Source organism: Klebsiella aerogenes KCTC 2190, from assembly GCF_000215745.1.
In the GTDB taxonomy this organism is placed as follows: Bacteria; Pseudomonadota; Gammaproteobacteria; order Enterobacterales; family Enterobacteriaceae; genus Klebsiella; species Klebsiella aerogenes.
Map to the genome: position 1 here is coordinate 2,450,594 of NC_015663.1, position 21,291 is coordinate 2,471,884.

Sequence of the window (21,291 nt, forward strand, 5' to 3'; positions counted from 1 at the left end):
CCGTTTGGCTACAAACTCTCCAATGCCCGCTGAACATTGCATCAGCGGGCATTTTTATTTTTAAACCTCCCACCCGTTGCGCTTTTTTTCTTCCTGTCTGCTGCGATAATTAGGTTATGGGTACAGTGCAGCGGTGACGCATTGCCCTTGCAGAGGAAAAGATTATGGATTACGAATTTCTGCGCGATATTACCGGTGTGGTAAAGGTGCGAATGTCGATGGACCACGAGGCGATTGGTCACTGGTTCAACGAAGAGGTGAAAGATAACCTGGCCCTTCTGGATGAAGTGGAACAGGCAGCGCGCACCGTGAAAGGCAGTGAACGTTCCTGGCAGCGGGCCGGCCATGAATATACGTTGTGGCTGGATGGCGAAGAAGTGATGATCCGTGCCAACCAACTGGAATTTTCCGGCGATGAAATGGAAGAGGGGATGAATTACTACGACGAAGAGAGCCTCTCTCTTTGCGGCGTGGAGGATTTCCTGCAGGTGGTTGCCGCATACCGTGAATTTATGCAGCAGCGTTAATCATTCGTTCGGTGCCGGGCGGCGCGGAACCCCGTAGGCCCGGCAAGCAAAAGCGCCGCCGGGCATTTCAGTCATTACACCGCAGGGATATTGCGGGCGTAATAAATTTCCCGCATCTCTTTCCACAGCAGGTCGGTAATCACCTTGCGCTCTTGTTCGCTTAACTCTTCCGGTTTGGTGTGGAACATGTAGTGTTTCAGATCGAACTCTTTCAGCATCATTTTGGTATGGAACATATTTTCCTGATAGACGTTCACGTCCACCATGTCATAGAGCGACTTCATATCTTCTGACATGAAGTTCTGAATAGAGTTGATTTCATGATCGATAAAATGCTTCATGCCGTTGATATCACGGGTGAAACCACGCACGCGATAATCAATGGTTACGATATCGGATTCCAGTTGGTGAATCAGGTAGTTCAGCGCCTTCAGCGGTGAAATCACTCCACAGGTGGAGACTTCAATATCGGCGCGGAAGGTGCACAGACCGCCTTCCGGATGGCTTTCCGGATAGGTATGCACGCAGATGTGGCTTTTATCGAGATGTGCGACCACGGTCTCAGGCAGCGGGCCCGGATGCTCGCTCTGATCGATAAGCTGCGGATCGATAGGCTCTTCGCTAACCAAAATGGTGACGCTTGCGCCCTGCGGTTCATAATCCTGGCGTGCGATGTTGAGTATGTTGGCGCCAATGATTGAACAGGTCTCGGAGAGGATTTCCGTCAGGCGGTTGGCATTATAGAGTTCATCGATATAGGCGATATAGCCATCGCGCTCTTCGGCGGTTTTAGCGTAGCAGATATCGTAAATACAAAAACTCAGGCTTTTAGTCAGGTTGTTGAAGCCGTGCAGCTTAAGCTTTTTCAATTTGGTTCACCTCCTCGTTTCAGGTTAGCTGGCGGTCAGCGCGTCCAGCAGGTATTGCGGTAGCGCGAAAGCCGCGGTATGAATTGCCGGGTTGTAATAACGGCATTGCAGCCCGGCGCTATGGAAGCGGGCCTGAATAATTTCCGTCGACAAATGACGCAGGGCTTCATTATCGGTCGCCCAGGCAAAGGTCATGATACCGCCATAGTAGGTCGGGATCGCCGCCTGGTAGAAGCTGACATCGGTGAAATAGTGGCTGAGTTTGCGATGGCTGCCTACCGCTTCATCCTGCTGCAGGAAGCTTACGCCGTTCTGGGCAACGAAAATTCCGCCGGGGTTCAGGCAACGTTTACAGCCAGCATAAAACGCCGAGGTAAACAGGCTCTCACCGGGGCCGATCGGGTCAGTACAGTCGGAGATAATGACATCAAAAGTTTGTGACGTTTGGTTGACGAAGTTCACGCCGTCATCAATCACCAGCGTAAAGCGCGGGTCGTCATAGGCGCCGGCGTTATGGTTTGGAAGGTACTGGCGGCAGAACGATACCACTCCGGCGTCGATTTCCACCATGGTAATGGTTTCGATATGTTGGTGGCGGGAGACTTCACGCAGCATCGCGCCATCGCCGCCGCCGATGATCAGCACGTGCTTTGCGTGACCATGGGCCAGCAGCGGAACGTGGGTCATCATTTCATGGTAAATAAACTCATCGCGCTCGGTGGTTTGCACCACGCCATCAAGCGCCATCACGCGGCCAAATGCCGCATTTTCGAAGATGATTAAATCCTGATGATCGGTCTTCTCATGGTACAGCACGTTATCAACGGTAAAATATTGACCAAAATGGTCGTGCAGCGTCTCATGCCACTGATTACTCTCGGCCATGGCTTACTCCTCCTTTGTTAACTTCTGTGGTGCCCACAAAGCGGGCACCCCATCATAGCCAACTATAGATAGAGATTGATATGGCGAATAGTGAACCTTCTACTGTTTGGCTGAACTCTCGCTAGCGTGAGGTTTTCGGCGCAGGTGTTTTGGGTTGTTGATCGCTATTGGGCCTGACGTCAACAATTCGGACGGTATACACCATCGTCGCGCCCGGCGGAATTTTTCCAGGGATCCCTTTGCTGCCGTAGGCGCGCTCCGATGGAACCACGATAGTGATGGCGCCATGGTTATTCAGGCGTTTAAGCGGTTCACGGAAGGTCACGGGATACTGACTTAGCGCCTGTGACCAGACCTTATCTTCGGCTTCCATATCGTTTATCACGGTACCGTCGATCAAGCTTTCTTTGATAACGACGGTGACGATATCGTTTTCACCGACCTTACCTTTGCCGGGGTAATCTATGCGGCTATAGATCCCGCCTTTGAGTAGAACGCCTTTCTGCGCGGCAAATTGCTGCTGATACTTTTTACCTTCGCGGAGGGTTTGCTGCTCAATTTTATCAATGTTTTTGTATAACTGCTGCGACACGTCGAAAAGCGCCTTATTGCGCGCTTGTTCATCCAGCGCCAGCTTACCGGCAAAAACATCGTTAATGCCCTTAATAACGGTCTCCTGTTGCAGATTTAACCCTTTCGCTGCCTGACTGGACAGCGTTTTAAGCGCATCTTGCCCTATTGATACACCGACGGAGTATGCCTGCTGCTGTGGGGCATTACTGAGGTTTAGCGCGGGTGATTTGGTTGCCGCGGTGGTGGTTTTTACTGCGGCGAGTTCGGCGCTCAGCTTCTGCTTCTCCGCTATTGCCGCAGCCAGCTTATCGCTCAGGGCCTGCTTGTCTGTCTCCAGCGCGTTGAGCTTTACCGTTTGCGCCTGCAGAGCGGCGGCAGAGCGTTTGAGATTATCCGCGCCGTCGGCTTTTTCCTGCTGGAAGGTGAGGGCTTGCTGAACAAGCCGCTTGTTTTCCGTGTCCAGCGCGGTTATCCGGCCCTGAAGCTGTGCGATGGTTTTATTCAACGCTGAATTATCTACCGGCGCTGGCGTGACGGCGGGAGATTGTGATTTTAGCTGTGCCTGCAGCTGGCGGATGGTCTTATCTTTGTCGGCAATGAGACTTTTTTGCGCGGCCAGTTTTTTTTGCAGCGCTGCCGTGTTGTTGTCGCGGGCCCTGACGGGTTTACTGGCCTCCGGCGCCGGAGGTATTTCTTTCTTCTCTTTTTTCTCCTGCTGCTGGACATAGTTGAGAAACGCAGGCGCGCCGTCATCCGCTTGCGCATGACCAATAAAAAGGGACGCCAGCAAAAGGAAGGCCAGCGTCATTATATTAAGGCGAATTATCATAGCGCCTGTCACTTCACCGCATTATCGCCGCGCATGACCAGACTATCGATCAGCGACTTTTCAATATCGGCGCAAAGCTTGATGGATTTAAATTGATACATGGAATCGATGCCCTGACGGGTGGGATCGGCGACTTTCGTACGCACTGAATTATATTGCGACGCCGCACCGATCAGCGCGGTGAATTCACTACCCAGTCTTGAGGCTTCTTTCGGATTAACCTCTTTTAACGAATCTAAAGCCTGGCGACAGGCATTAAGCCGCTCCTGTTCAGCGGCCAGCCGCAGCTTTTCATTCTGTTGCGCATCGGTGGCGATGGCGATTGGTGGCGTTATGGGTGTGTTAGCCTGACGATGTGCCTGGCAGCCAACTAGCATGATAAACGCGAACGGAAGTAAGCGAAAAAAAGGTGAGATATTCAAAATGTCATTCCATTGCAATAAGAGAGGTTACTGGCGATTTTAATTTTCTTGATGGCCTTTGCAATAAATGACGAGTTGAATTGTTTGCTCTTGAATGTGATTTTTACTGATAAATTAAGCTAACGGTTAATTAATAAAACTAAATAGTATCAGGGGGCGTCAAATATAAATACCGGTTAATGAATTCATATTTCGTCAATGTTAGTGGAGAGGGGGAGGCGTGAATACACAGATGCAGCCGCATCGCCGCGGCTGCAGATAGGCTTACTTCACATAGGCCAGCAGGCTGAGGGAGTCTCGGGCCAGAGCTTTGCATTTTTTGGCTGTTGGGATTTTGATACCGCTGAGATCGCGATAGCTGTCCTCACCTAATGCTTTCATATTAAAGCTGTCGTAGTTGCTGAGGTCCCATTGGTTTTGCTGGGCAAAAAAGACCAACGCGCGGCGAATTTGCGTATTTGGCAAATTTTGATAGCCGCAATCGTTTTTCAGGAATACAAATACCGCCGTTAAATCAGCCATATCTTCCGCTTCGGATTCACTTAATGCATAGCTATTGGCGGAGAGGGCGAGCAGGCTGCCAAACAGCATTGTTCTGAAAAACGTCTTCATTTTTTCTACCATTGAAACACGGACAATCAAAGTTAGCATACTTCTTTACACCACGCAGAGCTTTATTCACAAGCTTCTGCTTGACCTTCCCGTTGCGGGAGGGTTTAAGCTTAAATATTCACCAGCAGAATAAAAGGATGTGAAAATGCAACGTCGTGAATTTATCAAATTAAGCGCCGCGCTTGGCGCGGTCAGCGCCTTACCGCTCTGGAGCCGTTCGGTATTCGCTGCTGGCCGTCCGGCTTTGCCGGTCCCGGATTTATTGACCGCCGACGCGCGCAATCGCATTACGCTGACGATTCAAGCCGGAAAGACGCAGTTTGGCCCGCATCTTGCGACGACCTGGGGTTATAACGGCAACCTCCTCGGGCCTGCGTTGAAGCTGAAGCAAGGTGAAGCGGTGACGGTAGATATTCATAACCGCCTGGCGGAGGAGACCACGGTCCACTGGCATGGGCTGGAAGTGCCTGGCGAAGTCGATGGCGGCCCGCAGGGCGTCATCGCCGCAGGAGCCTCAAGGACGGTGAGTTTTACGCCGACGCAGCGAGCGGCGACCTGCTGGTTCCATCCCCATCAGCATGGTAAAACCGGCCGTCAGGTCGCTATGGGGCTGGCGGGTTTGGTGCTGATTGAAGATGTCGAGAGCGGGCAATTACTGCTGCCGAAGCAGTGGGGAATTGATGATATTCCGGTGATCGTGCAGGACAAAAGATTCAATGCCAATGGAGAAATAGATTATCAGCTCGATATCATGAGCGCCGCCGTTGGCTGGTTTGGCGATACCCTGTTGACGAACGGCGCGCTGTATCCCGAACACGCTCCGCCGCGCGGTTGGCTGCGCCTGCGTCTGCTTAATGGCTGTAATGCCCGCTCGCTGAATTTCGCTACCAGCGATCGCCGCCCAATGTATGTAGTAGCAAGCGACGGCGGCCTGTTGGCGGAACCGGTCAAAGTGAGCGAACTGCCGGTACTGATGGGCGAGCGCTTTGAGGTATTGATTGATACCCGCGACGGAAAGGCATTTGATCTCCTGACGCTGCCGGTGAGCCAGATGGGGATGGCGATTGCGCCATTTGATAAGCCGCAGCCGGTGCTCCGTATACAGCCGCTATTGATCCCGGCATCCGGTAAGCTACCCGATACTTTGGCGGCGATGCCCGCGCTGCCGTCACTGGAGGGACTGACGCAGCACACGCTGCAGCTGTCGATGGATCCGATGCTCGATATGATGGGCATGCAGGCGCTGATGAAGAAATATGGCGACCAGGCGATGTCCGGTATGAACCATGGGATGATGATGGATCATGGCGACATGGGCAATATGAATCACGGTCAGATGAAGAATATGAACCATGGTGGCGGAATGGGACATGGCGCTTCATCTGATAAGGGCTTCGATTTCCATAACGCCAACCGTATCAACGGTAAAGCCTTTGATATGAATGTGCCGATGTTCGCCGCGGCCAGGGGGCAGTACGAGCGCTGGCTGATCTCCGGCAAGGGCGACATGATGCTGCATCCTTTCCATATTCATGGCACGCAATTCCGTATTCTGAGTGAAAATGGCCAGGCGCCAGCGGCGCATCGTCGCGGCTGGAAGGATACGGTAAGAGTGGAGGGCGGGGTGAGTGAAGTGCTGGTGAAGTTCGATCATCAGGCGCCCAGAGAGTTTGCTTATATGGCGCATTGTCATCTACTGGAGCATGAAGACACCGGGATGATGTTGGGGTTCACCGTTTAGGAGTGTGCGGCCTGCCGCCCTCTCCCATAGGGGAGGGGGCAAACAAAAAAACGGCAACTTTCGTTGCCGTTTTGCGTTTTATTTCGCGTCATCCGGTAACGCATAGGCAACGATGTAGTCGCCCATTTTAGTACCGAACGAGCCATGACCGCCGGCAGAGATGACAACGTACTGCTTGCCATTCACTTCATAGGTCATCGGCGTCGCCTGGCCACCTGCAGGCAGACGCGCCTGCCACAGTTTTTCACCATTACTCATGTTGTAAGCGCGCAGGTAGTTATCGGCGGTGGCGGCGATAAACAGCACGTTACCGGCGGTTGAGATCGGCCCGCCCAGCATCGGCATACCCATATTGAATGGCAGTGGAACAGGCAGCGGGAACGGCAGACTATCCTGCGGCGTACCGATGCGTTTTTTCCACACCACTTCGTTGGTCTTCAGATCCAGCGCCGAGATATAACCCCATGCCGGTTGTTTACACGGCAGGCCAAACGGCGACAGGAACGGGTTCAGCGTGACGCCGAACGGGACGCCATACTGCGGCTGAACGCCGGACTCGGTACCAGAGCCTTTCGCGTCTTTTGGCGGTTCCATCGGGTTGCCCGGGCCGCGTGGGATCAGTTTAGAGACGAACGGCAGCGCCATCGGGTTGGCGATAGCCACCTGACGGTTTGGATCGACGGAGATACCGCCCCATTCAAACATCCCCAGGTTCCCCGGGAAGACCAGCGTGCCCTGTTCAGACGGCGGAGTGAAGATACCTTCATAGCGCATCTGATGGAAGATAACGCGGCACACCAGTTGGTCAAACATGGTGGCGCCCCACATATCTGCGCCGGTCAGGTCTTTCTTCGGACGGAAGCTCAGCTCGGAGAACGGCTGGGTTTTAGCAACATAATCGCCTTTCGCCGCACCTTGCGGAACCGGTTTTTCCGGCGCCGGGACCACCAGCTCGCCATTACGGCGATCCAGCACGAAGATGTTGCCGGTTTTGGCCGGAGCGTAAATCACCGGTACGGTTTTACCGTTCACATCAATGTCGGCCAGCGTCGGCTGCGACGGCATATCCATATCCCACAGATCGTGGTGTACGGTTTGGTAGCTCCATGCCAGTTTCCCGGTGGTTGCGTTCAGCGCTACGATAGAGCTGGCGTAACGTTCCTGTTCCGGCGTGCGATTGCCGCCCCAGATATCCGGCGTGGTAACGCCCATCGGCAGATAGACTAAATCCAGCTTCGCGTCATAGGCGGCAGGCGCCCAGGAGTTAGGTGAATTGAGTGTGAAGTGATGCTCATCGCTCGGGATCGCATTAGGGTCTTTCGCACCCGGGTCGAAGGCCCACAGCAGTTTACCGGTATTCACATCAAAGCCGCGGATCACGCCTGATGGCTCGCGGGTTGAGAAGTTATCGGTTACCGCGCCGGCAATGACGATAGTTTTATCGGTGATAATCGGCGGCGACGTCGGTTCATACATACCCGGCGTGGTTACCGGCATATTGGTTTGCAGGTTGAGAATGCCTTTGTTGGCAAAGGTTTCGCACAGCTTACCGTTGTCGGCGTTCACCGCGAACAGACGGCCATCGTTGACCGGCAGAATAATACGGCGCGGGCAGTCGGCGACGACGTCGGCAGGCGCGTTATCTGCTTTGGCTTCATGATAGGAGACGCCACGGCAGGTCACGTGCTGGAACGACGGATCGGCGTTCAGCTGCGGGTCAAAATGCCACTTCTCTTTACCGGTGGCCGCGTCAAGCGCGAACAGACGCTGGTGCGCGGTACACAGATACAGCATGTCGCCAACTTTAATCGGCGTCACTTCGTTAGTGATTTCACCCGGATCGTTCGGCTGCTTCAGGTCGCCGGTGCGGAATACCCAGGCTTCCTTCAGGTTCTTCACGTTATCGGTATTAATTTGCTTCAGCGGTGAATAACGCTGGCCTTCCTGGTTGCGGCCATAAGCCGGCCAGTCGCTATCGGCGACGGTAGAAATCGGCGCAGCCGGCGTCGCGTCAGCGCTCAGCGTACCGTTCACTTCCTGCGGATCGTTGAAACCGGCCCAGGTCAGGATCCCGCCGCTAATCAGCAGGGCGATAACCAGACCGCCAACGGCACCGGCGGAAGGGACCGGCAGACGACGCCAGACAAATGGCAGAATCAGCCAGATGCCGAAGAAGACCAGGATGTCGCTACGCGGCGTCAGCGCCCAGAAGTCGAAACCGACTTCCCATACCCCCCAAATCATGGTTGCCAGCAGCAGGGCGGCGTACAGCCACAGCGCAGCGCGCTTGCCGCGGAACAGCATAACGGTGACGGCCAGCATCACCAGGCCTGCGATAGGGTAGTACCAGGAACCGCCAATAGCGGCCAGCCATACCCCACCGATTAACAGATACAGGCCACAGAAGGCGGCAAACAGCGCCGTCAGCGTGACAAGTAACCGTGATTGTTGAGATTTTGTTTCTGCCATAGAAAGACACTCTTCAGTTGTTAATTTTTTAACTGCAATTAATTATAGGATTTAACAACTGTGATCGGAATCACAAATATGGCTTTATTATTCACTGCACCGAAGATTTCGTTTTGCTGGTATACTGTATCGCTTGCCGGTCAACGTCGATGTGAAAGCAACGGCTTTGAAGATTTATCCTAAGAATCAAATGGTTAGTTTAATGAAACATACTGTAGAAGTGATGATCCCGGAAGCCGAGATCAAAGCGCGTATCGCCGAACTGGGTCGTCAAATTAATGAACGCTACAAAGACAGCGGCAGTGAAATGGTGCTGGTGGGTCTGCTGCGCGGTTCATTTATGTTTATGGCTGACCTGTGCCGTGAGGTTCAGGTGCCGCATGAAGTCGACTTTATGACCGCCTCCAGCTATGGCAGCGGCATGTCCACCACCCGCGATGTCAAAATCCTTAAAGACCTGGATGAAGATATTCGCGGTAAAGACGTATTGATCGTCGAAGACATCATCGATTCCGGCAACACCCTGTCTAAAGTGCGCGAAATCCTCAGCCTGCGCGAGCCGAAATCACTGGCTATCTGTACGCTGCTGGATAAACCAAGCCGTCGTGAAGTGAACGTCCCGGTGGAGTTTGTCGGTTTTGCCATTCCGGATGAGTTCGTGGTGGGCTACGGTATCGACTACGCTCAGCGCTATCGTCATCTGCCGTATGTCGGCAAAGTGATCCTGCTGGACGAGTAATTATTGTTGCGGTCCCGGATAGGGCGAGCGCCTTATCCGGGGCGGTGAGGGCGGCGGCTATTTATGGTTGGCGTGCTTGCTCTTGAGATTGGAAATCCCGTGGCGATAGCGCTGCTCGAGGGTTTCCCGGCTGACGGCGGTGACATCAAGATCGCGCAGTAGTCCGTCGTGAATACCATAAGCCCAACCGTGGATCGTCACTTTTTGTCCACGTTTCCACGCCGACTGCATGATCGTCGAGTGTCCCAGGTTGTATACCTGCTCCATCACGTTCAGTTCGCAAAGTGTATCCAGACGCCGCTCTTCCGGCATCTCACCGAGCAGCGAACTGTGTTTAAACCAGATATCGCGAATGTGTAGCAGCCAGTTATCAATAAGCCCCAATTCCGGGTTTTCGACCGCCGCCTGTACACCGCCGCAGCCGTAGTGGCCGCAGATAATAATGTGTTCGACTTCCAGCACGTCAACGGCGTATTGCACCACCGACAGACAGTTCAGGTCGGTGTGGATCACCAGATTGGCAACGTTACGGTGCACGAACAACTCACCGGGTTCCAGGCCGGTTAAGCGCTCTGCGGGGACGCGGCTATCGGAACAGCCAATCCACAGAAAACGCGGTTTCTGCGCCTGCGACAATTTCGCAAAGAAGCCGGGGTCCTCTTCCACCAGCATTTTTGACCATAGTGCATTATTGCTGATGAGTGTATCTATATCATTCATGGACGTTTACGGCCTGTAACCAAGTAAGTGCGTTGCGCTAATATAGGGTAAGCTCACCTTTTTGAAAACAATCTTTACCCGTCATACTTCATGCTGCAGGTGCGTTGGCTGCACTCGTTCACCCCAGTCACTTACTTATGTAAGCTCCTGGGGATTCGCTCATTTGCCGCCTTCCTGCAACATGAATTATTTGGGTAAATTAGATGTGAAGACACGAGAAGAGATATTTAATGACCATTGCTCTGGAATTAAAACAGCTCAAGAAAACCTATCCCGGCGGGGTTCAGGCGCTGAAAGGCATTGACCTGCAGGTTGAAGCCGGCGACTTTTATGCGCTGCTGGGCCCGAACGGCGCGGGGAAATCCACGACTATCGGCATCATTAGTTCGCTGGTCAATAAAACCTCCGGTCAGGTTAACGTATTTGGTTACGACCTGGAAAAAGATGTGGTGAACGCCAAACGCCAGCTCGGGCTGGTGCCGCAGGAGTTCAACTTCAACCCGTTCGAAACCGTACAGCAAATCGTGGTTAACCAGGCGGGTTACTATGGCGTTGAGCGTAAAGAAGCGATCTTGCGTAGCGAAAAGTATCTGAAACAGCTCGATCTGTGGGAAAAGCGCAATGAACGCGCGCGTATGCTCTCCGGTGGGATGAAGCGCCGCCTGATGATTGCCCGCGCGCTGATGCATGAGCCGAAGCTGCTCATCCTTGATGAACCCACCGCCGGGGTTGATATCGAACTACGTCGCTCGATGTGGGGGTTCCTCAAAGATCTCAACGATAAAGGCACCACCATTATCCTCACGACCCACTATCTGGAAGAAGCGGAAATGTTGTGCCGCAATATCGGCATTATCCAGAGCGGCGAGCTGGTGGAAAACACCTCAATGAAGGCGCTGCTGGCAAAGCTGAAATCGGAAACCTTTATCCTCGATCTGGCGCCGAAAAGCCCGCTGCCGACCCTCGATGGATATCAATACCGGCTGGTTGATACCTCGACGCTGGAAGTTGAAGTCCTGCGCGAGCAGGGGATTAACAGCGTTTTCGCCCAGCTAAGCGCCCAGGGCGTGCAGGTATTAAGTATGCGTAACAAGGCCAACCGTCTGGAAGAGCTGTTTGTCACGCTGGTGCACGACAAAAAAGGAGAATCAGCATGATGCAGCTTTACTGGGTCGCGCTGAAAAGCATCTGGACCAAAGAGATCCACCGGTTTATGCGTATCTGGGTTCAGACGCTGGTGCCGCCGGTGATCACCATGACCCTCTATTTCGTCATCTTTGGCAATCTGATCGGCTCACGGATCGGCGAGATGCACGGTTTTACCTACATGCAGTTTATCGTGCCGGGGCTGATTATGATGGCGGTGATCACCAACGCCTACGCCAACGTCGCCTCGTCGTTCTTCAGCGCCAAGTTTCAGCGCAACATTGAGGAACTGCTGGTGGCGCCGGTGCCAACCCACGTGGTGATCGCCGGTTACGTCGGCGGCGGGGTGGCGCGCGGGCTGTGCGTCGGGATTCTGGTTACGGCTATCTCGCTGTTCTTCGTCCCGTTCCAGGTTCATTCCTGGTTGTTCGTCGCCCTGACGCTGATTTTGACGGCAATCCTGTTCTCGCTGGCAGGCCTGCTCAATGCGGTGTTTGCGAAAACCTTCGACGACATCAGCCTGATCCCGACTTTCGTGCTGACACCGCTGACCTATCTTGGCGGGGTGTTCTATTCGCTGACGCTGTTGCCGCCGTTCTGGCAGGCGCTGTCGCATTTGAACCCGATCGTCTACATGATTAGCGGCTTCCGTTTTGGCTTCCTCGGCATTCATGACGTTCCGCTGGCGACCACCTTTGGCGTGCTGGTAGTGTTTATCGTGGCCTTCTATATTCTGTGCTGGTATCTGATCCAGCGCGGGCGCGGCCTGCGTAGCTAATCCTCTCTGCTAGCGCCCCGCTAATTTCACTGTGGCGGGGCGCTAAGCGGTAATTTTTGATACCCATCACCCCATCTCAACGCTTGCCCTGCTAAATTGTTTGCCTGCTAAGGAGGTAGGCGATGTTAGGTTGGGTAATTACCTGTCATGATGAGCTGGCGCAGGAGATGCTGGATCGTCTGGAGAAAAAGTTTGGCCCGCTGGCGCAATGTCGGGCGGTGAATTACTGGCGAAATCTGAGCGTCAATATGCTGAGCCGCATGATGTGCGACGCGCTGCATGCCACCGACTGCGGCGATGGGGTGATTTTTCTCACTGATAAAACCGGCGCTGCGCCGTATCGCGCCGCTGCGCTGATGAGTCACAAACATACCCACTGTGAAGTCATTTCCGGCATTCGCTATCCATTGCTGGAGGAAATGTATTTGCAACGCTATACCCTCAGCAGTGACGCCTTCCGTAATGCTATCGTTAGCGCCGGAGGCCCCACGGTGAGCAGCCTATGGCATCAGCAGCAAAAGAACCCGCCTTTTCGTCTCCTGCATGATACGTTCGGAAATTAGGCATTAGCATTGATGCCGCTTTTGTTACAATGGCGGCATTCAGGTTTACCGGTTCGATGCGCATGTTTGCCCGAGTCATTACATTGTTCCTTTTTCTGGCATCTGCCAGCGTTTCCGCCAGTCTGCTCAGCCAGCAGGGCGTTCCCGCACGCTATATGCAAGTCACGGAAGATGCCGATATCTGGGCGCAGGTCGGCAACCATGTGGTGAGCGTCGGCAACGTTCGCGCCGGGCAGATCCTTGCCGTGGTGCCGACCACGGCAGACTATTATGAATTCAATTTCGGCTTCGGTACCGGTTTTATTGATAAAGGACATCTGGGGGCGGTGCAGGGCGCAAAACGGGTTGAGGATAGCCTGGGCGATTTACGCCAGCCATTGAGCAACCAGAACCTGCTGACCTGGAAAGATACGCCGGTATACGATGCGCCATCAGTGGGTAGCCCGCCGTTTGGTACATTAGCGAATAACCTGCGCTATCCCATTATCAGCAAGCTGAAAGATCGCCTTAATCAGACCTGGTATCAGATTCGTATCGGCAACAGGCTTGCATGGGTGAGTAGTCTGGATGCGCAGGAGGATAACGGCATTCCGCTACTGACTTATCACCATATCCTGCGTGATGAAGAAAATAGCCGTTTTCGCCATACCTCCACCACCACCTCGGTGCGCGCTTTCAGTAACCAGATGACCTGGTTGCGTGACCAGGGTTATACCACCCTGACGATGTATCAACTGGAAGGGTATTTACGTAACAAGGTTAATCTGCCTGCACGCTCGGTGGTGATTACCTTTGATGATGGCCTCAAGTCGGTGAATCGCTACGCTTATCCGATCCTCAAGCAGTACGGCTTCCACGCGACGGCGTTTATTATCTCGTCGCGGATCAAACGTCATCCGCAAAAGTGGGATCCGAAATCGCTGCAGTTTATGAGTATCTCTGAGCTCAGGCAGATTCAGGACGTGTTTGATGTGCAGTCGCATACCCATTTTCTGCACCGGGTCGATGCCGCCCGTCACCCGATATTGCTCAGCCGGAATTATCACAACATTCTCTTTGATTTCGAGCGTTCCCGGCGGGCGCTGAGTCAGTTTAATCCGCACGTGCTGTATCTTTCGTATCCGTTTGGCGGCTATAACGCCACGGCGGTCAAGGCGGCGAACGATGCCGGTTTTCATCTGGCGGTAACGACGGTGAGAGGGAAGGTGAAACCGGGGGATAATCCGTTCCTGCTGAAGCGGTTGTATATCTTACGTACCGATTCGCTGGAGACGATGTCGCGGCTTATCAGCAATCAGCCGCAAGGGTAAACCGGCGCTGCGGCTGAGCGCAGCGCCGTAAGAATCAGGCGACCTGCACCGGAATAGCTTTCGCCTGGCGCTTCATTTCGTTATCGCCTTCGAAATAGGCGACTTTCGGCTGCCAGGTGCGGGCTTCTTCGTCAGACATGGTCACGAAGCTGGCGATAATGAGGATATCGCCGACGCTTGCGCAGTGCGCCGCAGCGCCGTTGACGGAGATAATCTTCGAACCACGCTCGGCGGCGATCGCATAAGTTGAGAAACGGTTACCGTTGGTCACGTTCCACAGATGAATGGCTTCATTTTCCAGAATACCGGCCGCTTCGAGGAAATCCTGGTCAATGGCGCAGGAACCTTCGTAATGCAGGTCAGCCTGCGTGACTTTAACGCGATGGAGCTTGCCCTGCAGCATATTACGCATCATAACTTCTACCTTCCAACCTTTATGTAGCAAAGCGGACACGGCATCCGCTTTGAGAAAATAACCCGATTTTTCGTTCCAGGCTACTGGCCCAGCTCGACGATTTTGTTATCAATCAGGCGCGCCTGGCCCAGCCATGCCGCCATCAGGATCACCGCGCGTTTGCTGGCTTCCGTTAGCTCCAGCAGAGTGTCGGCATCGCGGATCTGGATATCGTCGGCACGAAAACCTGATTCATTGAGCTCCTGCTCGGCGATGGCAATGATTTCCTCAAGGTTACGCTCGCCTGCGGCAAGTTTGCCCGCTACCGTACTCAGCACTTTGTACAGACCGGGGGCGATTTTACGCTGCTCGGCGGTCAGATAACCGTTACGTGAGCTCAGCGCCAGGCCGTCTTTAGCGCGGATGATCGGCACGCCGACGATCTCAATGTCGTAGCCCATATCGGCGACCATTTTGCGGATCAGCGCCAGCTGCTGGAAATCTTTCTCGCCGAAGCAGGCGACATCCGGCTGCACCAGGTTGAATAGTTTGCTGACAATGGTCGAGACGCCGCGGAAGTGGCCAGGGCGGCTGGCGCCTTCCAGCATGGTAGACAGGCCAGGAACGTCAACGAAAGTCTGTCCTTCAGTACCCTGCGGATAAATTTCCGCCGGCGCCGGAGCAAAGACAAAGTCGACCTTGCGCTTGTTCAGCTTTTCGCAATCCTCCTGCAGGGTGCGCGGATAGCGCGCCAGATCGTCCGGGCGGTCAAATTGCATCGGATTCACGAAGATACTGACCACCACGACATCCGCGCAGGCTTTGGCTTCATCGACCAGCTTCATATGGCCATCGTGCAGGTTGCCCATGGTGGGAACCAGCGCAATGCGCTTGCCTTCCTGGCGTAAACGACGGATATGCTGGCGCAGCAGCGGCAGGGTTTCAATTATCAGCACAACAAGACTCCTTAATGGAAACTATGTTCTTCGCCCGGATAGGCCCCGGATTCAACTTCGGCAATATACTGCCGTACCGCGGCGCGGATGTCGCCCGCTTCTGCGAGGAAATTCTTGGCGAATTTAGGAATATGGCCGCCGGTGATCCCGAAAGCGTCATGCATCACCAGAATTTGCCCGTCGGTCACGTTGCCTGCGCCGATGCCGATAACCGGGATCGTCAGCGCTTCGGTGATGCGTTTTGCCAGCTCTACCGGCACGCACTCCAGCACCAGCAGCTGCGCGCCGGCCGCTTCCAGGGCTAATGCGTCATCAAACAGCGCCTGCGCCGCATCGCCGCGGCCCTGAACTTTATAGCCGCCGAACACGTTGACCGACTGCGGCGTCAGGCCGAGGTGGCCGCAAACCGGTACCGCGCGCTCCGCCAGCATCCTGACGGTATCAGCCAGCCAGGCGCCGCCTTCAAGTTTGACCATATTGGCGCCGGCACGCATCACGACGGCGGCATTTTCGAAGGTTTGCTCCGGCGTGGCGTAGGCCATGAACGGCAGGTCGGCGAGCAGCAGGCTGTTCGGCGCGCCGCGGCGCACAGCACGGGTATGGTAAGCGATATCGTCAACGGTCACCGGCAGCGTGGAATCGTGTCCCTGTACCGTCATCCCCAGCGAATCGCCCACCAGCAGGACGTTAATGCCTTCGTCGGCAAAAAGCTTAGCGAAACTGTAGTCGTAGGCGGTGATAGTGGCGAAGCGCTTTTTCTCCTGTTTGCATTTCTGCAGCAGGGCAATGGTGGTCGGTTTCATAACGTTTCCTGATGATGAAAGTCATATTAACCGGCATTCTAACAGCAGCATTCAGGGGGGCAATGATTTTGGGCAACCGATTACCACTATCGCCGTAAATGCTAAAAAAGGGAGTAGGGGTTACCAGATGGCAGGCTTTTCGGCGCCCAGATTTTCCAGCGCGGTGCGAAGGGCGAGGCCATCGGGGAAGTGGAGCAGCGGGGCGATTTCAAACAGTGGCCAGAGCATAAAACCGCGATTTTTCATATCGTAGTGCGGCACCGTCAGGCGCTCGCTGTTAATGATTGCGTCGCCAAACAACATGATGTCGAGGTCCAGCGTACGCGGCCCCCAGCGTTCGGCTTTGCGCACCCGCCCCTGCTGCAGTTCGATGCGCTGAGTGTGATCGAGCAGCGCTTCTGGCGCGAGCGAGGTTTCAAGCGCGACGGCGGCATTGAGATAGTCAGGCTGATCCTGCGGCCCCAGCGGTGGCGTACGGTACAGTGAAGATACGCTCACCACGCGGCTGTCCGGAATGTCGGCCAGCGCGCGGATAGCCGCATTCACTTGTTCGAGCGGCGAGGCGAGATTACTGCCAATGGCGATATAGACCAGGGTCATGCGTTACCCTGGCGCGGCGCGCGTTTACGCGGGCGGCGATGGCGGCGGCGCGGAGCCGGATCGTCGCCGAGGTCGTTGAGCATATCTTTCTGTTCCGGCGGCGCGGCCACCTGGAACTCGCCCCACCATTTGGCCAGACGCTGCAGTTCGTGGTTGTTCTCGGCGCCTGCGCGCAGTTCAAGCAGGTCATAGGCGGCGCGGAACTTCGGATGCTCCATGAGTTTCCACGCGCGTTTGCCCTGACGGCGGGACATACGAAGCTGCAACTGCCAGATGTCGCGCACCAGGGTGGTGATGCGTTTAGGGATCGCCAGCGTCCGGCAGGCTTCATCCAGCACGTCATTCATTGCCAGCGCGAAGGCGTCGTAATAGGCCAGCCCGCTCTCCTGTGCGATTTTCTGCGCCATTTCCAGCAGCGGATACCAGAACATGACCGCGAACAGGAATGCCGGGTTAACGCGCATATCGTTATGCAGGCGGTTATCGGTGTTCTTCAGCACCTGAATGATGATGCGTTCCATCGGGCTATCGCCGCGCTCGGTGAAGTAGCGGGTGATCGTCGGGAACAGCGGCTGGAACAGGCTGTATTCGCGCAGCAGCTGGTAGGTTTCATAACCATAACCCGCCTGCAGCAGTTTCAGCACTTCTTCAAACAGACGCGCCGGCGGTACGTCGTGCAGCAGGGTAGCCAGACGTGGGATTGGCTCGGCGCTTTCGGCGCTGATGCGCATATGCAGTTTGGCGGCGAAACGAACCGCGCGCAGCATGCGCACCGGATCCTCACGGTAACGGGTTTCCGGGTCGCCAATCAGGCGTATCACCCCTTCCTGCAGATCGCGCATTCCACCAACGTAGTCGCGTACGGTGAAATCCGCCACGCTGTAATAAAGGCTATTGATGGTGAAGTCGCGGCGCTGGGCATCCTCTTCGATAGAGCCGAAGATGTTATCGCGCAGCAGCATGCCGTTCTGGCCGCGCTGGGAGGTGACGCGGTCGTTGGTGTGGCCTTCGTGATGGCCGCGGAAGGTGGCGACCTCAATGATTTCCGGCCCGAACATCACGTGCGCCAGGCGGAAGCGACGGCCAACCAGGCGGCAGTTGCGGAACAGTTTACGTACCTGGTCCGGGGTCGCGCTGGTGGTGACGTCAAAATCTTTTGGTTTCTTGCCCAGCAGCAGGTCGCGAACGCCGCCGCCGACCAGGTAAGCTTCGTAGCCCGCCTTGTTCAGTCGATAGAGCACCTTGAGCGCGTTTTCACTGATATCTTTGCGGGAAATTGCATGCTGTTCACGCGGGATCACCGTCATATGCGTTTGTTCGACGGCGGCAGCCTCTGCCTCGCGCTCTTCACGGCTTAGCACCTTGCGGCAAAAATTAGCGACTCGGGTAAAAATGGTGCACCTCGTAGTGTCAGACGAACTTCGGATAAAACATTACTCTATGGGCTTCAGGTTGCATTTAAACGGCAAATTCAGGGGCAACCTGAAGGGCGACGAGCAAAAATAGCGGCTAATCATAGCTCAGCGGGAGCCATTTGAGAATGCTGGATTTTTGCTGGCTGCCAGTTGGCTATCGCTTGTTTGAGTAAATCGTCAATACTCAGGGCTTGCCAATCCTCAACGACATCCTGATTCAAAAATGTTAATGCCCGCACAATTTCCGGGCGCGGATCGCCCTCCGGCAGGGCCGGGGCGTGGTTCTGTTTTGAGAGCTTATTACCTTCGGCATTCAGCGCCAGCGGCAGGTGTACGTAATCTGGTACAGGCCAGCCAAAGTGTTGATACAGCGAAATTTGTCGTACCGTTGGCTCGATGAGATCGGCGCCGCGGACGATTTCGCTGACCCCCTGAAAATGGTCGTCAACCACTACCGCCAGGTTATAGGCGAACAGCCCATCGCGACGATGGATGATGAAATCTTCCCGCGCCAGCGGTTCGTCGGCGACGAGGGTCCCGCGCAACTGGTCATAAAATTCCAGTACCGGACGGGTCTGGCGCAGGCGCAACGCGGCGTTTTCGGCGCCAAGGCGCAAATCGCGACAGTGACCGTCGTAGATCCCGCCGACGCTGTGAATGCGCGCGCGGGTGCAGGTGCAGTAGTAGCAGAGATCCCGATCGCGCAGCCAGGCGAGGCGCTCGCGATAGGCATCGTGCCGCTGGGACTGCCACAGTACCTCGCCGTCCCAGTGTAGACCGTAGCGATCGAGCTGGCGCAAAATGGTGTCGGCGGCGCCGGGAACTTCCCGCGGCGGGTCGATATCTTCAATGCGTACGCGCCAGATACCGCCTTTCGCCCGCGCCTGTAGATAGCTGCCAAGGGCGGCGATTAATGAGCCGAAGTGGAGTTCGCCGGAAGGTGAGGGAGCAAAGCGCCCTATATAGTCTGAATCGGTCATGTTAAACACAAGGGGAATCAGGCGGGAGAAACTCCCGCCAGAGAGTGAGGTAGCTGGGAATTAACCCGCCATCTGTTTTTCGCGAATTTCCGCCAGCGTCTTGCAATCGATGCACAGGTCAGCTGTTGGACGCGCTTCCAGACGGCGAATGCCAATCTCCACGCCACAGGATTCGCAGAAGCCGAAGTCTTCGTCTTCGACTTTTTTCAGTGTTTTCTCAATCTTCTTGATGAGTTTACGTTCGCGGTCGCGGTTACGCAGCTCCAGGCTGAACTCTTCTTCCTGCGCGGCACGGTCGACCGGGTCCGGGAAGTTAGCAGCTTCATCCTGCATATGCGTTACGGTGCGATCCACTTCATCCCTGAGTTGATTACGCCATGCTTCAAGAATGCGCTTGAAGTGCGCCAGCTGGGCTTCGTTCATATACTCTTCGCCCGGCTTCTCTTGGTACGGCTCCACCCCAGCGATGGCGAGAATACTCAGGGACGATGTTTTACGGTTTTGCCCTTCTTGCATGTTGCTTCTCCTTAACACGCACTATCGATCCCCATGTGGGGGAAAAATCAGGCCGCTATAAATAGCAGATGCTTTTCCGGATAGCAATTATCTAAACGTTACACTTGACAACGCTGTGAAGAAAAGCGTATTTGCGCTCGCGAACCGGACACAATTTAGCCTTTTAATTACCGGGGGTTAACGCCACGGCGATCGGCTTATTCAGAGTCATCATTTTGGTAGAAAGTTCCGCTTTCCAGGCGAGAATTTCTACCCCCTTTTCCTGCGCCTCTATCAACAGCTGTGCGTATTTGGCATCAATATGATGCGCGGGTGAGAAACGGTCTATCGCCGAATGCAGCACGGCGAATAAAATCACGGCCCGATGGCCCGCGGCAGCGACGCTCATGAGTTCCCGCAGGTGCTTCTGACCGCGTGCGGTAACGGCATCGGGAAAATAACCGTACTCTTTTTCCGCCAACGTAACCGATTTCACTTCAATATAGCAGTTACGGCGGTCTTCTGCCTGTAACATAAGGTCGATTCGGCTATTTTCTTCACCATATTTTACTTCGCTTTTCAGAATGTTATACCCGGCAAGCTCAGGGATATTTCCGGCGAGTACCGCTTCCTTCGCCAGGGTATTTGCCCGCAAGGTGTTAACGCATATGACGGCCCCCTGCCGGGTTTCAGTTAATTCCCAGGTATGCGCATATTTACGTTTAGGATTATCGGAAGTGGAATACCAGACGGTATCTCCCGGCGCGGCGCAACCGGTCATGGCGCCGGTATTCGGGCAGTGCAGCGTCAGCGCCTGGCCCTCCGGCGTGATGACATCGGCCAGAAACCGTTTGTAACGTTTAATTAAAGTGGCGGACTGCAAAGGCGGAGTGAACAGCATCAGAGTTCCCTGGTAAATGGATAACGTTCCAGCGCGTTGTAGCGGGTGCGCCCGCGGATAAAGCTGGACTCATAAAGCACGAATTCGTTGACCGGCACCTGCCAGCAAAAACCCGGCGGCGGGATCGGCACCGCGTGGCGGGCGTCGCGCAGGAGGGTGATATGCGGATGAAACGGCTGCGGGCTTTGATAGCAGCCGCTCCGCGCCGCCTGGGCGCGCAACATATTTGCCAGTTGCAGCATGCCGCGCGGCGGCTGGCGGGTACCGAGCCAGACTACGCGCGAACGCAGCCACTGGCCGGCGTCGTCGAGCGTCAGGGTAAAGGGCGGTTGCTGAATGCGTCCGGCCATCGCCGACAGCGCGCGCTGTTTTTCAGCGCTGACGTCGCCGAGAAACGCCAGCGTCAGATGCAGGTTATCGGCGGCGACCGGCCTTCCGGCATCGTCGGCAAAATGGGCGGCGCGCCAATGAATAATCTGTTTCTGTATCGCTTTCGGCAGTTCAAGAGCGAAAAACAGCCGTTTCGGCTCGGACATGATAGAGACTCGGTAATGAACTACGGGG

The 21,291-nt window shown here is 55.0% G+C and carries 24 protein-coding genes; 8 read left to right on the forward strand and 16 right to left on the reverse strand.

Annotation, left to right across the window (positions count from 1 at the left end; all coding sequences use genetic code 11):
• Window positions 1-164: 164 nt before the first annotated feature.
• The gene (gene yacL, locus EAE_RS11630; RefSeq protein ID WP_015368214.1) at window positions 165-527 is read left to right on the forward strand and encodes a protein YacL; all 363 of its coding nucleotides are present in this window, start codon (window positions 165-167) and stop codon (window positions 525-527) included.
• Between the two features lie 74 nt (window positions 528-601).
• Here the strand turns inward: yacL and speD are convergent, their stop codons facing one another.
• The 5 genes from speD to EAE_RS11655 form a co-directional block, all read right to left on the reverse strand.
• Window positions 602-1,396, reverse strand: coding sequence for an adenosylmethionine decarboxylase (gene speD / locus EAE_RS11635; protein WP_015368213.1), 795 nt, complete (start codon window positions 1,394-1,396; stop codon window positions 602-604).
• Window positions 1,397-1,420: 24 nt separating this feature from the next.
• Window positions 1,421-2,281 (reverse strand): polyamine aminopropyltransferase, encoded by an 861-nt coding sequence (gene speE, locus EAE_RS11640; RefSeq protein ID WP_015704420.1) that lies wholly within the window; start codon window positions 2,279-2,281, stop codon window positions 1,421-1,423.
• Between the two features lie 121 nt (window positions 2,282-2,402).
• The gene (locus tag EAE_RS11645; RefSeq protein ID WP_015704421.1) at window positions 2,403-3,683 is read right to left on the reverse strand and encodes an FKBP-type peptidyl-prolyl cis-trans isomerase N-terminal domain-containing protein; all 1,281 of its coding nucleotides are present in this window, start codon (window positions 3,681-3,683) and stop codon (window positions 2,403-2,405) included.
• A gap of 8 nt (window positions 3,684-3,691) precedes the next feature.
• Entirely contained in the window at window positions 3,692-4,105 is a 414-nt protein-coding gene (locus tag EAE_RS11650) for a hypothetical protein (RefSeq protein ID WP_015704422.1), read from the reverse strand.
• Between the two features lie 264 nt (window positions 4,106-4,369).
• Entirely contained in the window at window positions 4,370-4,717 is a 348-nt protein-coding gene (locus EAE_RS11655) for a YacC family pilotin-like protein (RefSeq protein ID WP_015704423.1), read from the reverse strand.
• A gap of 145 nt (window positions 4,718-4,862) precedes the next feature.
• Between EAE_RS11655 and cueO the strand changes: the two genes are divergently transcribed.
• Window positions 4,863-6,458, forward strand: a complete 1,596-nt coding sequence (cueO, locus tag EAE_RS11660; protein WP_015704424.1) for a multicopper oxidase CueO — start codon at window positions 4,863-4,865, stop codon at window positions 6,456-6,458.
• Window positions 6,459-6,536: 78 nt separating this feature from the next.
• Here cueO and EAE_RS11665 read toward each other — a convergent pair whose 3' ends face one another.
• Entirely contained in the window at window positions 6,537-8,927 is a 2,391-nt protein-coding gene (locus EAE_RS11665; protein ID WP_015704425.1) for a glucose/quinate/shikimate family membrane-bound PQQ-dependent dehydrogenase, read from the reverse strand.
• 78 nt (window positions 8,928-9,005) lie between these two features.
• On the opposite strand from EAE_RS11665, the gene EAE_RS25555 reads away from it, so the two are divergent.
• Both EAE_RS25555 and hpt read left to right on the forward strand, forming a co-directional pair.
• On the forward strand, window positions 9,006-9,110 hold the full coding sequence (locus EAE_RS25555) for a hypothetical protein (protein WP_370429761.1): 105 nt from the start codon (window positions 9,006-9,008) through the stop codon (window positions 9,108-9,110).
• A gap of 19 nt (window positions 9,111-9,129) precedes the next feature.
• Window positions 9,130-9,666 (forward strand): hypoxanthine phosphoribosyltransferase, encoded by a 537-nt coding sequence (hpt, locus tag EAE_RS11670; protein ID WP_015368206.1) that lies wholly within the window; start codon window positions 9,130-9,132, stop codon window positions 9,664-9,666.
• A 57-nt stretch (window positions 9,667-9,723) separates the two neighbouring features.
• Here hpt and can read toward each other — a convergent pair whose 3' ends face one another.
• Window positions 9,724-10,386 carry a carbonate dehydratase gene (gene can / locus EAE_RS11675; protein WP_015368205.1) on the reverse strand — a complete coding sequence of 221 codons (663 nt, stop codon included), beginning with the start codon at window positions 10,384-10,386 and terminating at the stop codon, window positions 9,724-9,726.
• A gap of 230 nt (window positions 10,387-10,616) precedes the next feature.
• Here can and EAE_RS11680 point away from each other — a divergent pair, with 230 nt between their 5' ends.
• The 4 genes from EAE_RS11680 to EAE_RS11695 all read left to right on the forward strand — a co-directional run bounded on the left by EAE_RS11680 (window position 10,617) and on the right by EAE_RS11695 (window position 14,183).
• A complete protein-coding gene (locus tag EAE_RS11680; protein ID WP_015368204.1) occupies window positions 10,617-11,543 on the forward strand; it encodes an ABC transporter ATP-binding protein in 927 nt (308 codons plus the stop codon).
• Window positions 11,540-12,310 (forward strand): ABC transporter permease, encoded by a 771-nt coding sequence (locus tag EAE_RS11685; RefSeq protein WP_015368203.1) that lies wholly within the window; start codon window positions 11,540-11,542, stop codon window positions 12,308-12,310. Before EAE_RS11680 ends, EAE_RS11685 begins: the two co-directional genes overlap by 4 nt.
• A 122-nt stretch (window positions 12,311-12,432) precedes the next feature.
• Window positions 12,433-12,873 carry a PTS sugar transporter subunit IIA gene (locus tag EAE_RS11690; protein WP_015368202.1) on the forward strand — a complete coding sequence of 147 codons (441 nt, stop codon included), beginning with the start codon at window positions 12,433-12,435 and terminating at the stop codon, window positions 12,871-12,873.
• Between the two features lie 56 nt (window positions 12,874-12,929).
• Window positions 12,930-14,183, forward strand: a complete 1,254-nt coding sequence (locus EAE_RS11695; RefSeq protein WP_015368201.1) for a polysaccharide deacetylase family protein — start codon at window positions 12,930-12,932, stop codon at window positions 14,181-14,183.
• Window positions 14,184-14,217: 34 nt separating this feature from the next.
• Here the strand turns inward: EAE_RS11695 and panD are convergent, their stop codons facing one another.
• The 9 genes from panD to thpR all read right to left on the reverse strand — a co-directional run bounded on the left by panD (window position 14,218) and on the right by thpR (window position 21,263).
• A complete protein-coding gene (gene panD / locus EAE_RS11700) occupies window positions 14,218-14,598 on the reverse strand; it encodes an aspartate 1-decarboxylase (protein WP_015368200.1) in 381 nt (126 codons plus the stop codon).
• Window positions 14,599-14,678: 80 nt separating this feature from the next.
• Window positions 14,679-15,533, reverse strand: coding sequence for a pantoate--beta-alanine ligase (gene panC, locus EAE_RS11705; RefSeq protein WP_015368199.1), 855 nt, complete (start codon window positions 15,531-15,533; stop codon window positions 14,679-14,681).
• Between the two features lie 11 nt (window positions 15,534-15,544).
• Entirely contained in the window at window positions 15,545-16,336 is a 792-nt protein-coding gene (panB, locus tag EAE_RS11710; RefSeq protein WP_015368198.1) for a 3-methyl-2-oxobutanoate hydroxymethyltransferase, read from the reverse strand.
• A gap of 120 nt (window positions 16,337-16,456) precedes the next feature.
• The gene (gene folK, locus EAE_RS11715) at window positions 16,457-16,936 is read right to left on the reverse strand and encodes a 2-amino-4-hydroxy-6-hydroxymethyldihydropteridine diphosphokinase (RefSeq protein WP_015704426.1); all 480 of its coding nucleotides are present in this window, start codon (window positions 16,934-16,936) and stop codon (window positions 16,457-16,459) included.
• Complete coding sequence (gene pcnB, locus EAE_RS11720) at window positions 16,933-18,330, reverse strand: polynucleotide adenylyltransferase PcnB (protein WP_026612395.1); 1,398 nt, start codon at window positions 18,328-18,330, stop codon at window positions 16,933-16,935. Before pcnB ends, folK begins: the two co-directional genes overlap by 4 nt.
• A gap of 119 nt (window positions 18,331-18,449) precedes the next feature.
• On the reverse strand, window positions 18,450-19,331 hold the full coding sequence (gene gluQRS / locus EAE_RS11725; protein ID WP_015368195.1) for a tRNA glutamyl-Q(34) synthetase GluQRS: 882 nt from the start codon (window positions 19,329-19,331) through the stop codon (window positions 18,450-18,452).
• A gap of 60 nt (window positions 19,332-19,391) precedes the next feature.
• A complete protein-coding gene (dksA, locus tag EAE_RS11730) occupies window positions 19,392-19,847 on the reverse strand; it encodes an RNA polymerase-binding protein DksA (RefSeq protein ID WP_007373199.1) in 456 nt (151 codons plus the stop codon).
• 163 nt (window positions 19,848-20,010) lie between these two features.
• Complete coding sequence (gene sfsA / locus EAE_RS11735; protein ID WP_015368194.1) at window positions 20,011-20,727, reverse strand: DNA/RNA nuclease SfsA; 717 nt, start codon at window positions 20,725-20,727, stop codon at window positions 20,011-20,013.
• On the reverse strand, window positions 20,727-21,263 hold the full coding sequence (thpR, locus tag EAE_RS11740; RefSeq protein WP_015368193.1) for an RNA 2',3'-cyclic phosphodiesterase: 537 nt from the start codon (window positions 21,261-21,263) through the stop codon (window positions 20,727-20,729). Before thpR ends, sfsA begins: the two co-directional genes overlap by 1 nt.
• Between the last annotated feature and the right edge of the window lie 28 nt (window positions 21,264-21,291).

Coding starts and splice junctions, on each gene's coding strand:
- yacL (WP_015368214.1), top strand. CDS start 165: ATGGATTACGAATTTCTGCGCGATATTACCGGTGTGGTAAAGGTGCGA.
- speE (WP_015704420.1), bottom strand. CDS start 2,281: ATGGCCGAGAGTAATCAGTGGCATGAGACGCTGCACGACCATTTTGGT.
- EAE_RS11645 (WP_015704421.1), bottom strand. CDS start 3,683: ATGATAATTCGCCTTAATATAATGACGCTGGCCTTCCTTTTGCTGGCG.
- EAE_RS11655 (WP_015704423.1), bottom strand. CDS start 4,717: ATGAAGACGTTTTTCAGAACAATGCTGTTTGGCAGCCTGCTCGCCCTC.
- cueO (WP_015704424.1), top strand. CDS start 4,863: ATGCAACGTCGTGAATTTATCAAATTAAGCGCCGCGCTTGGCGCGGTC.
- EAE_RS11665 (WP_015704425.1), bottom strand. CDS start 8,927: ATGGCAGAAACAAAATCTCAACAATCACGGTTACTTGTCACGCTGACG.
- EAE_RS25555 (WP_370429761.1), top strand. CDS start 9,006: ATGGCTTTATTATTCACTGCACCGAAGATTTCGTTTTGCTGGTATACT.
- hpt (WP_015368206.1), top strand. CDS start 9,130: ATGAAACATACTGTAGAAGTGATGATCCCGGAAGCCGAGATCAAAGCG.
- can (WP_015368205.1), bottom strand. CDS start 10,386: ATGAATGATATAGATACACTCATCAGCAATAATGCACTATGGTCAAAA.
- EAE_RS11680 (WP_015368204.1), top strand. CDS start 10,617: ATGACCATTGCTCTGGAATTAAAACAGCTCAAGAAAACCTATCCCGGC.
- EAE_RS11685 (WP_015368203.1), top strand. CDS start 11,540: ATGATGCAGCTTTACTGGGTCGCGCTGAAAAGCATCTGGACCAAAGAG.
- EAE_RS11690 (WP_015368202.1), top strand. CDS start 12,433: ATGTTAGGTTGGGTAATTACCTGTCATGATGAGCTGGCGCAGGAGATG.
- EAE_RS11695 (WP_015368201.1), top strand. CDS start 12,930: ATGCGCATGTTTGCCCGAGTCATTACATTGTTCCTTTTTCTGGCATCT.
- panD (WP_015368200.1), bottom strand. CDS start 14,598: ATGATGCGTAATATGCTGCAGGGCAAGCTCCATCGCGTTAAAGTCACG.
- panB (WP_015368198.1), bottom strand. CDS start 16,336: ATGAAACCGACCACCATTGCCCTGCTGCAGAAATGCAAACAGGAGAAA.
- folK (WP_015704426.1), bottom strand. CDS start 16,936: ATGACCCTGGTCTATATCGCCATTGGCAGTAATCTCGCCTCGCCGCTC.
- gluQRS (WP_015368195.1), bottom strand. CDS start 19,331: ATGACCGATTCAGACTATATAGGGCGCTTTGCTCCCTCACCTTCCGGC.
- dksA (WP_007373199.1), bottom strand. CDS start 19,847: ATGCAAGAAGGGCAAAACCGTAAAACATCGTCCCTGAGTATTCTCGCC.
- sfsA (WP_015368194.1), bottom strand. CDS start 20,727: ATGCTGTTCACTCCGCCTTTGCAGTCCGCCACTTTAATTAAACGTTAC.
- thpR (WP_015368193.1), bottom strand. CDS start 21,263: ATGTCCGAGCCGAAACGGCTGTTTTTCGCTCTTGAACTGCCGAAAGCG.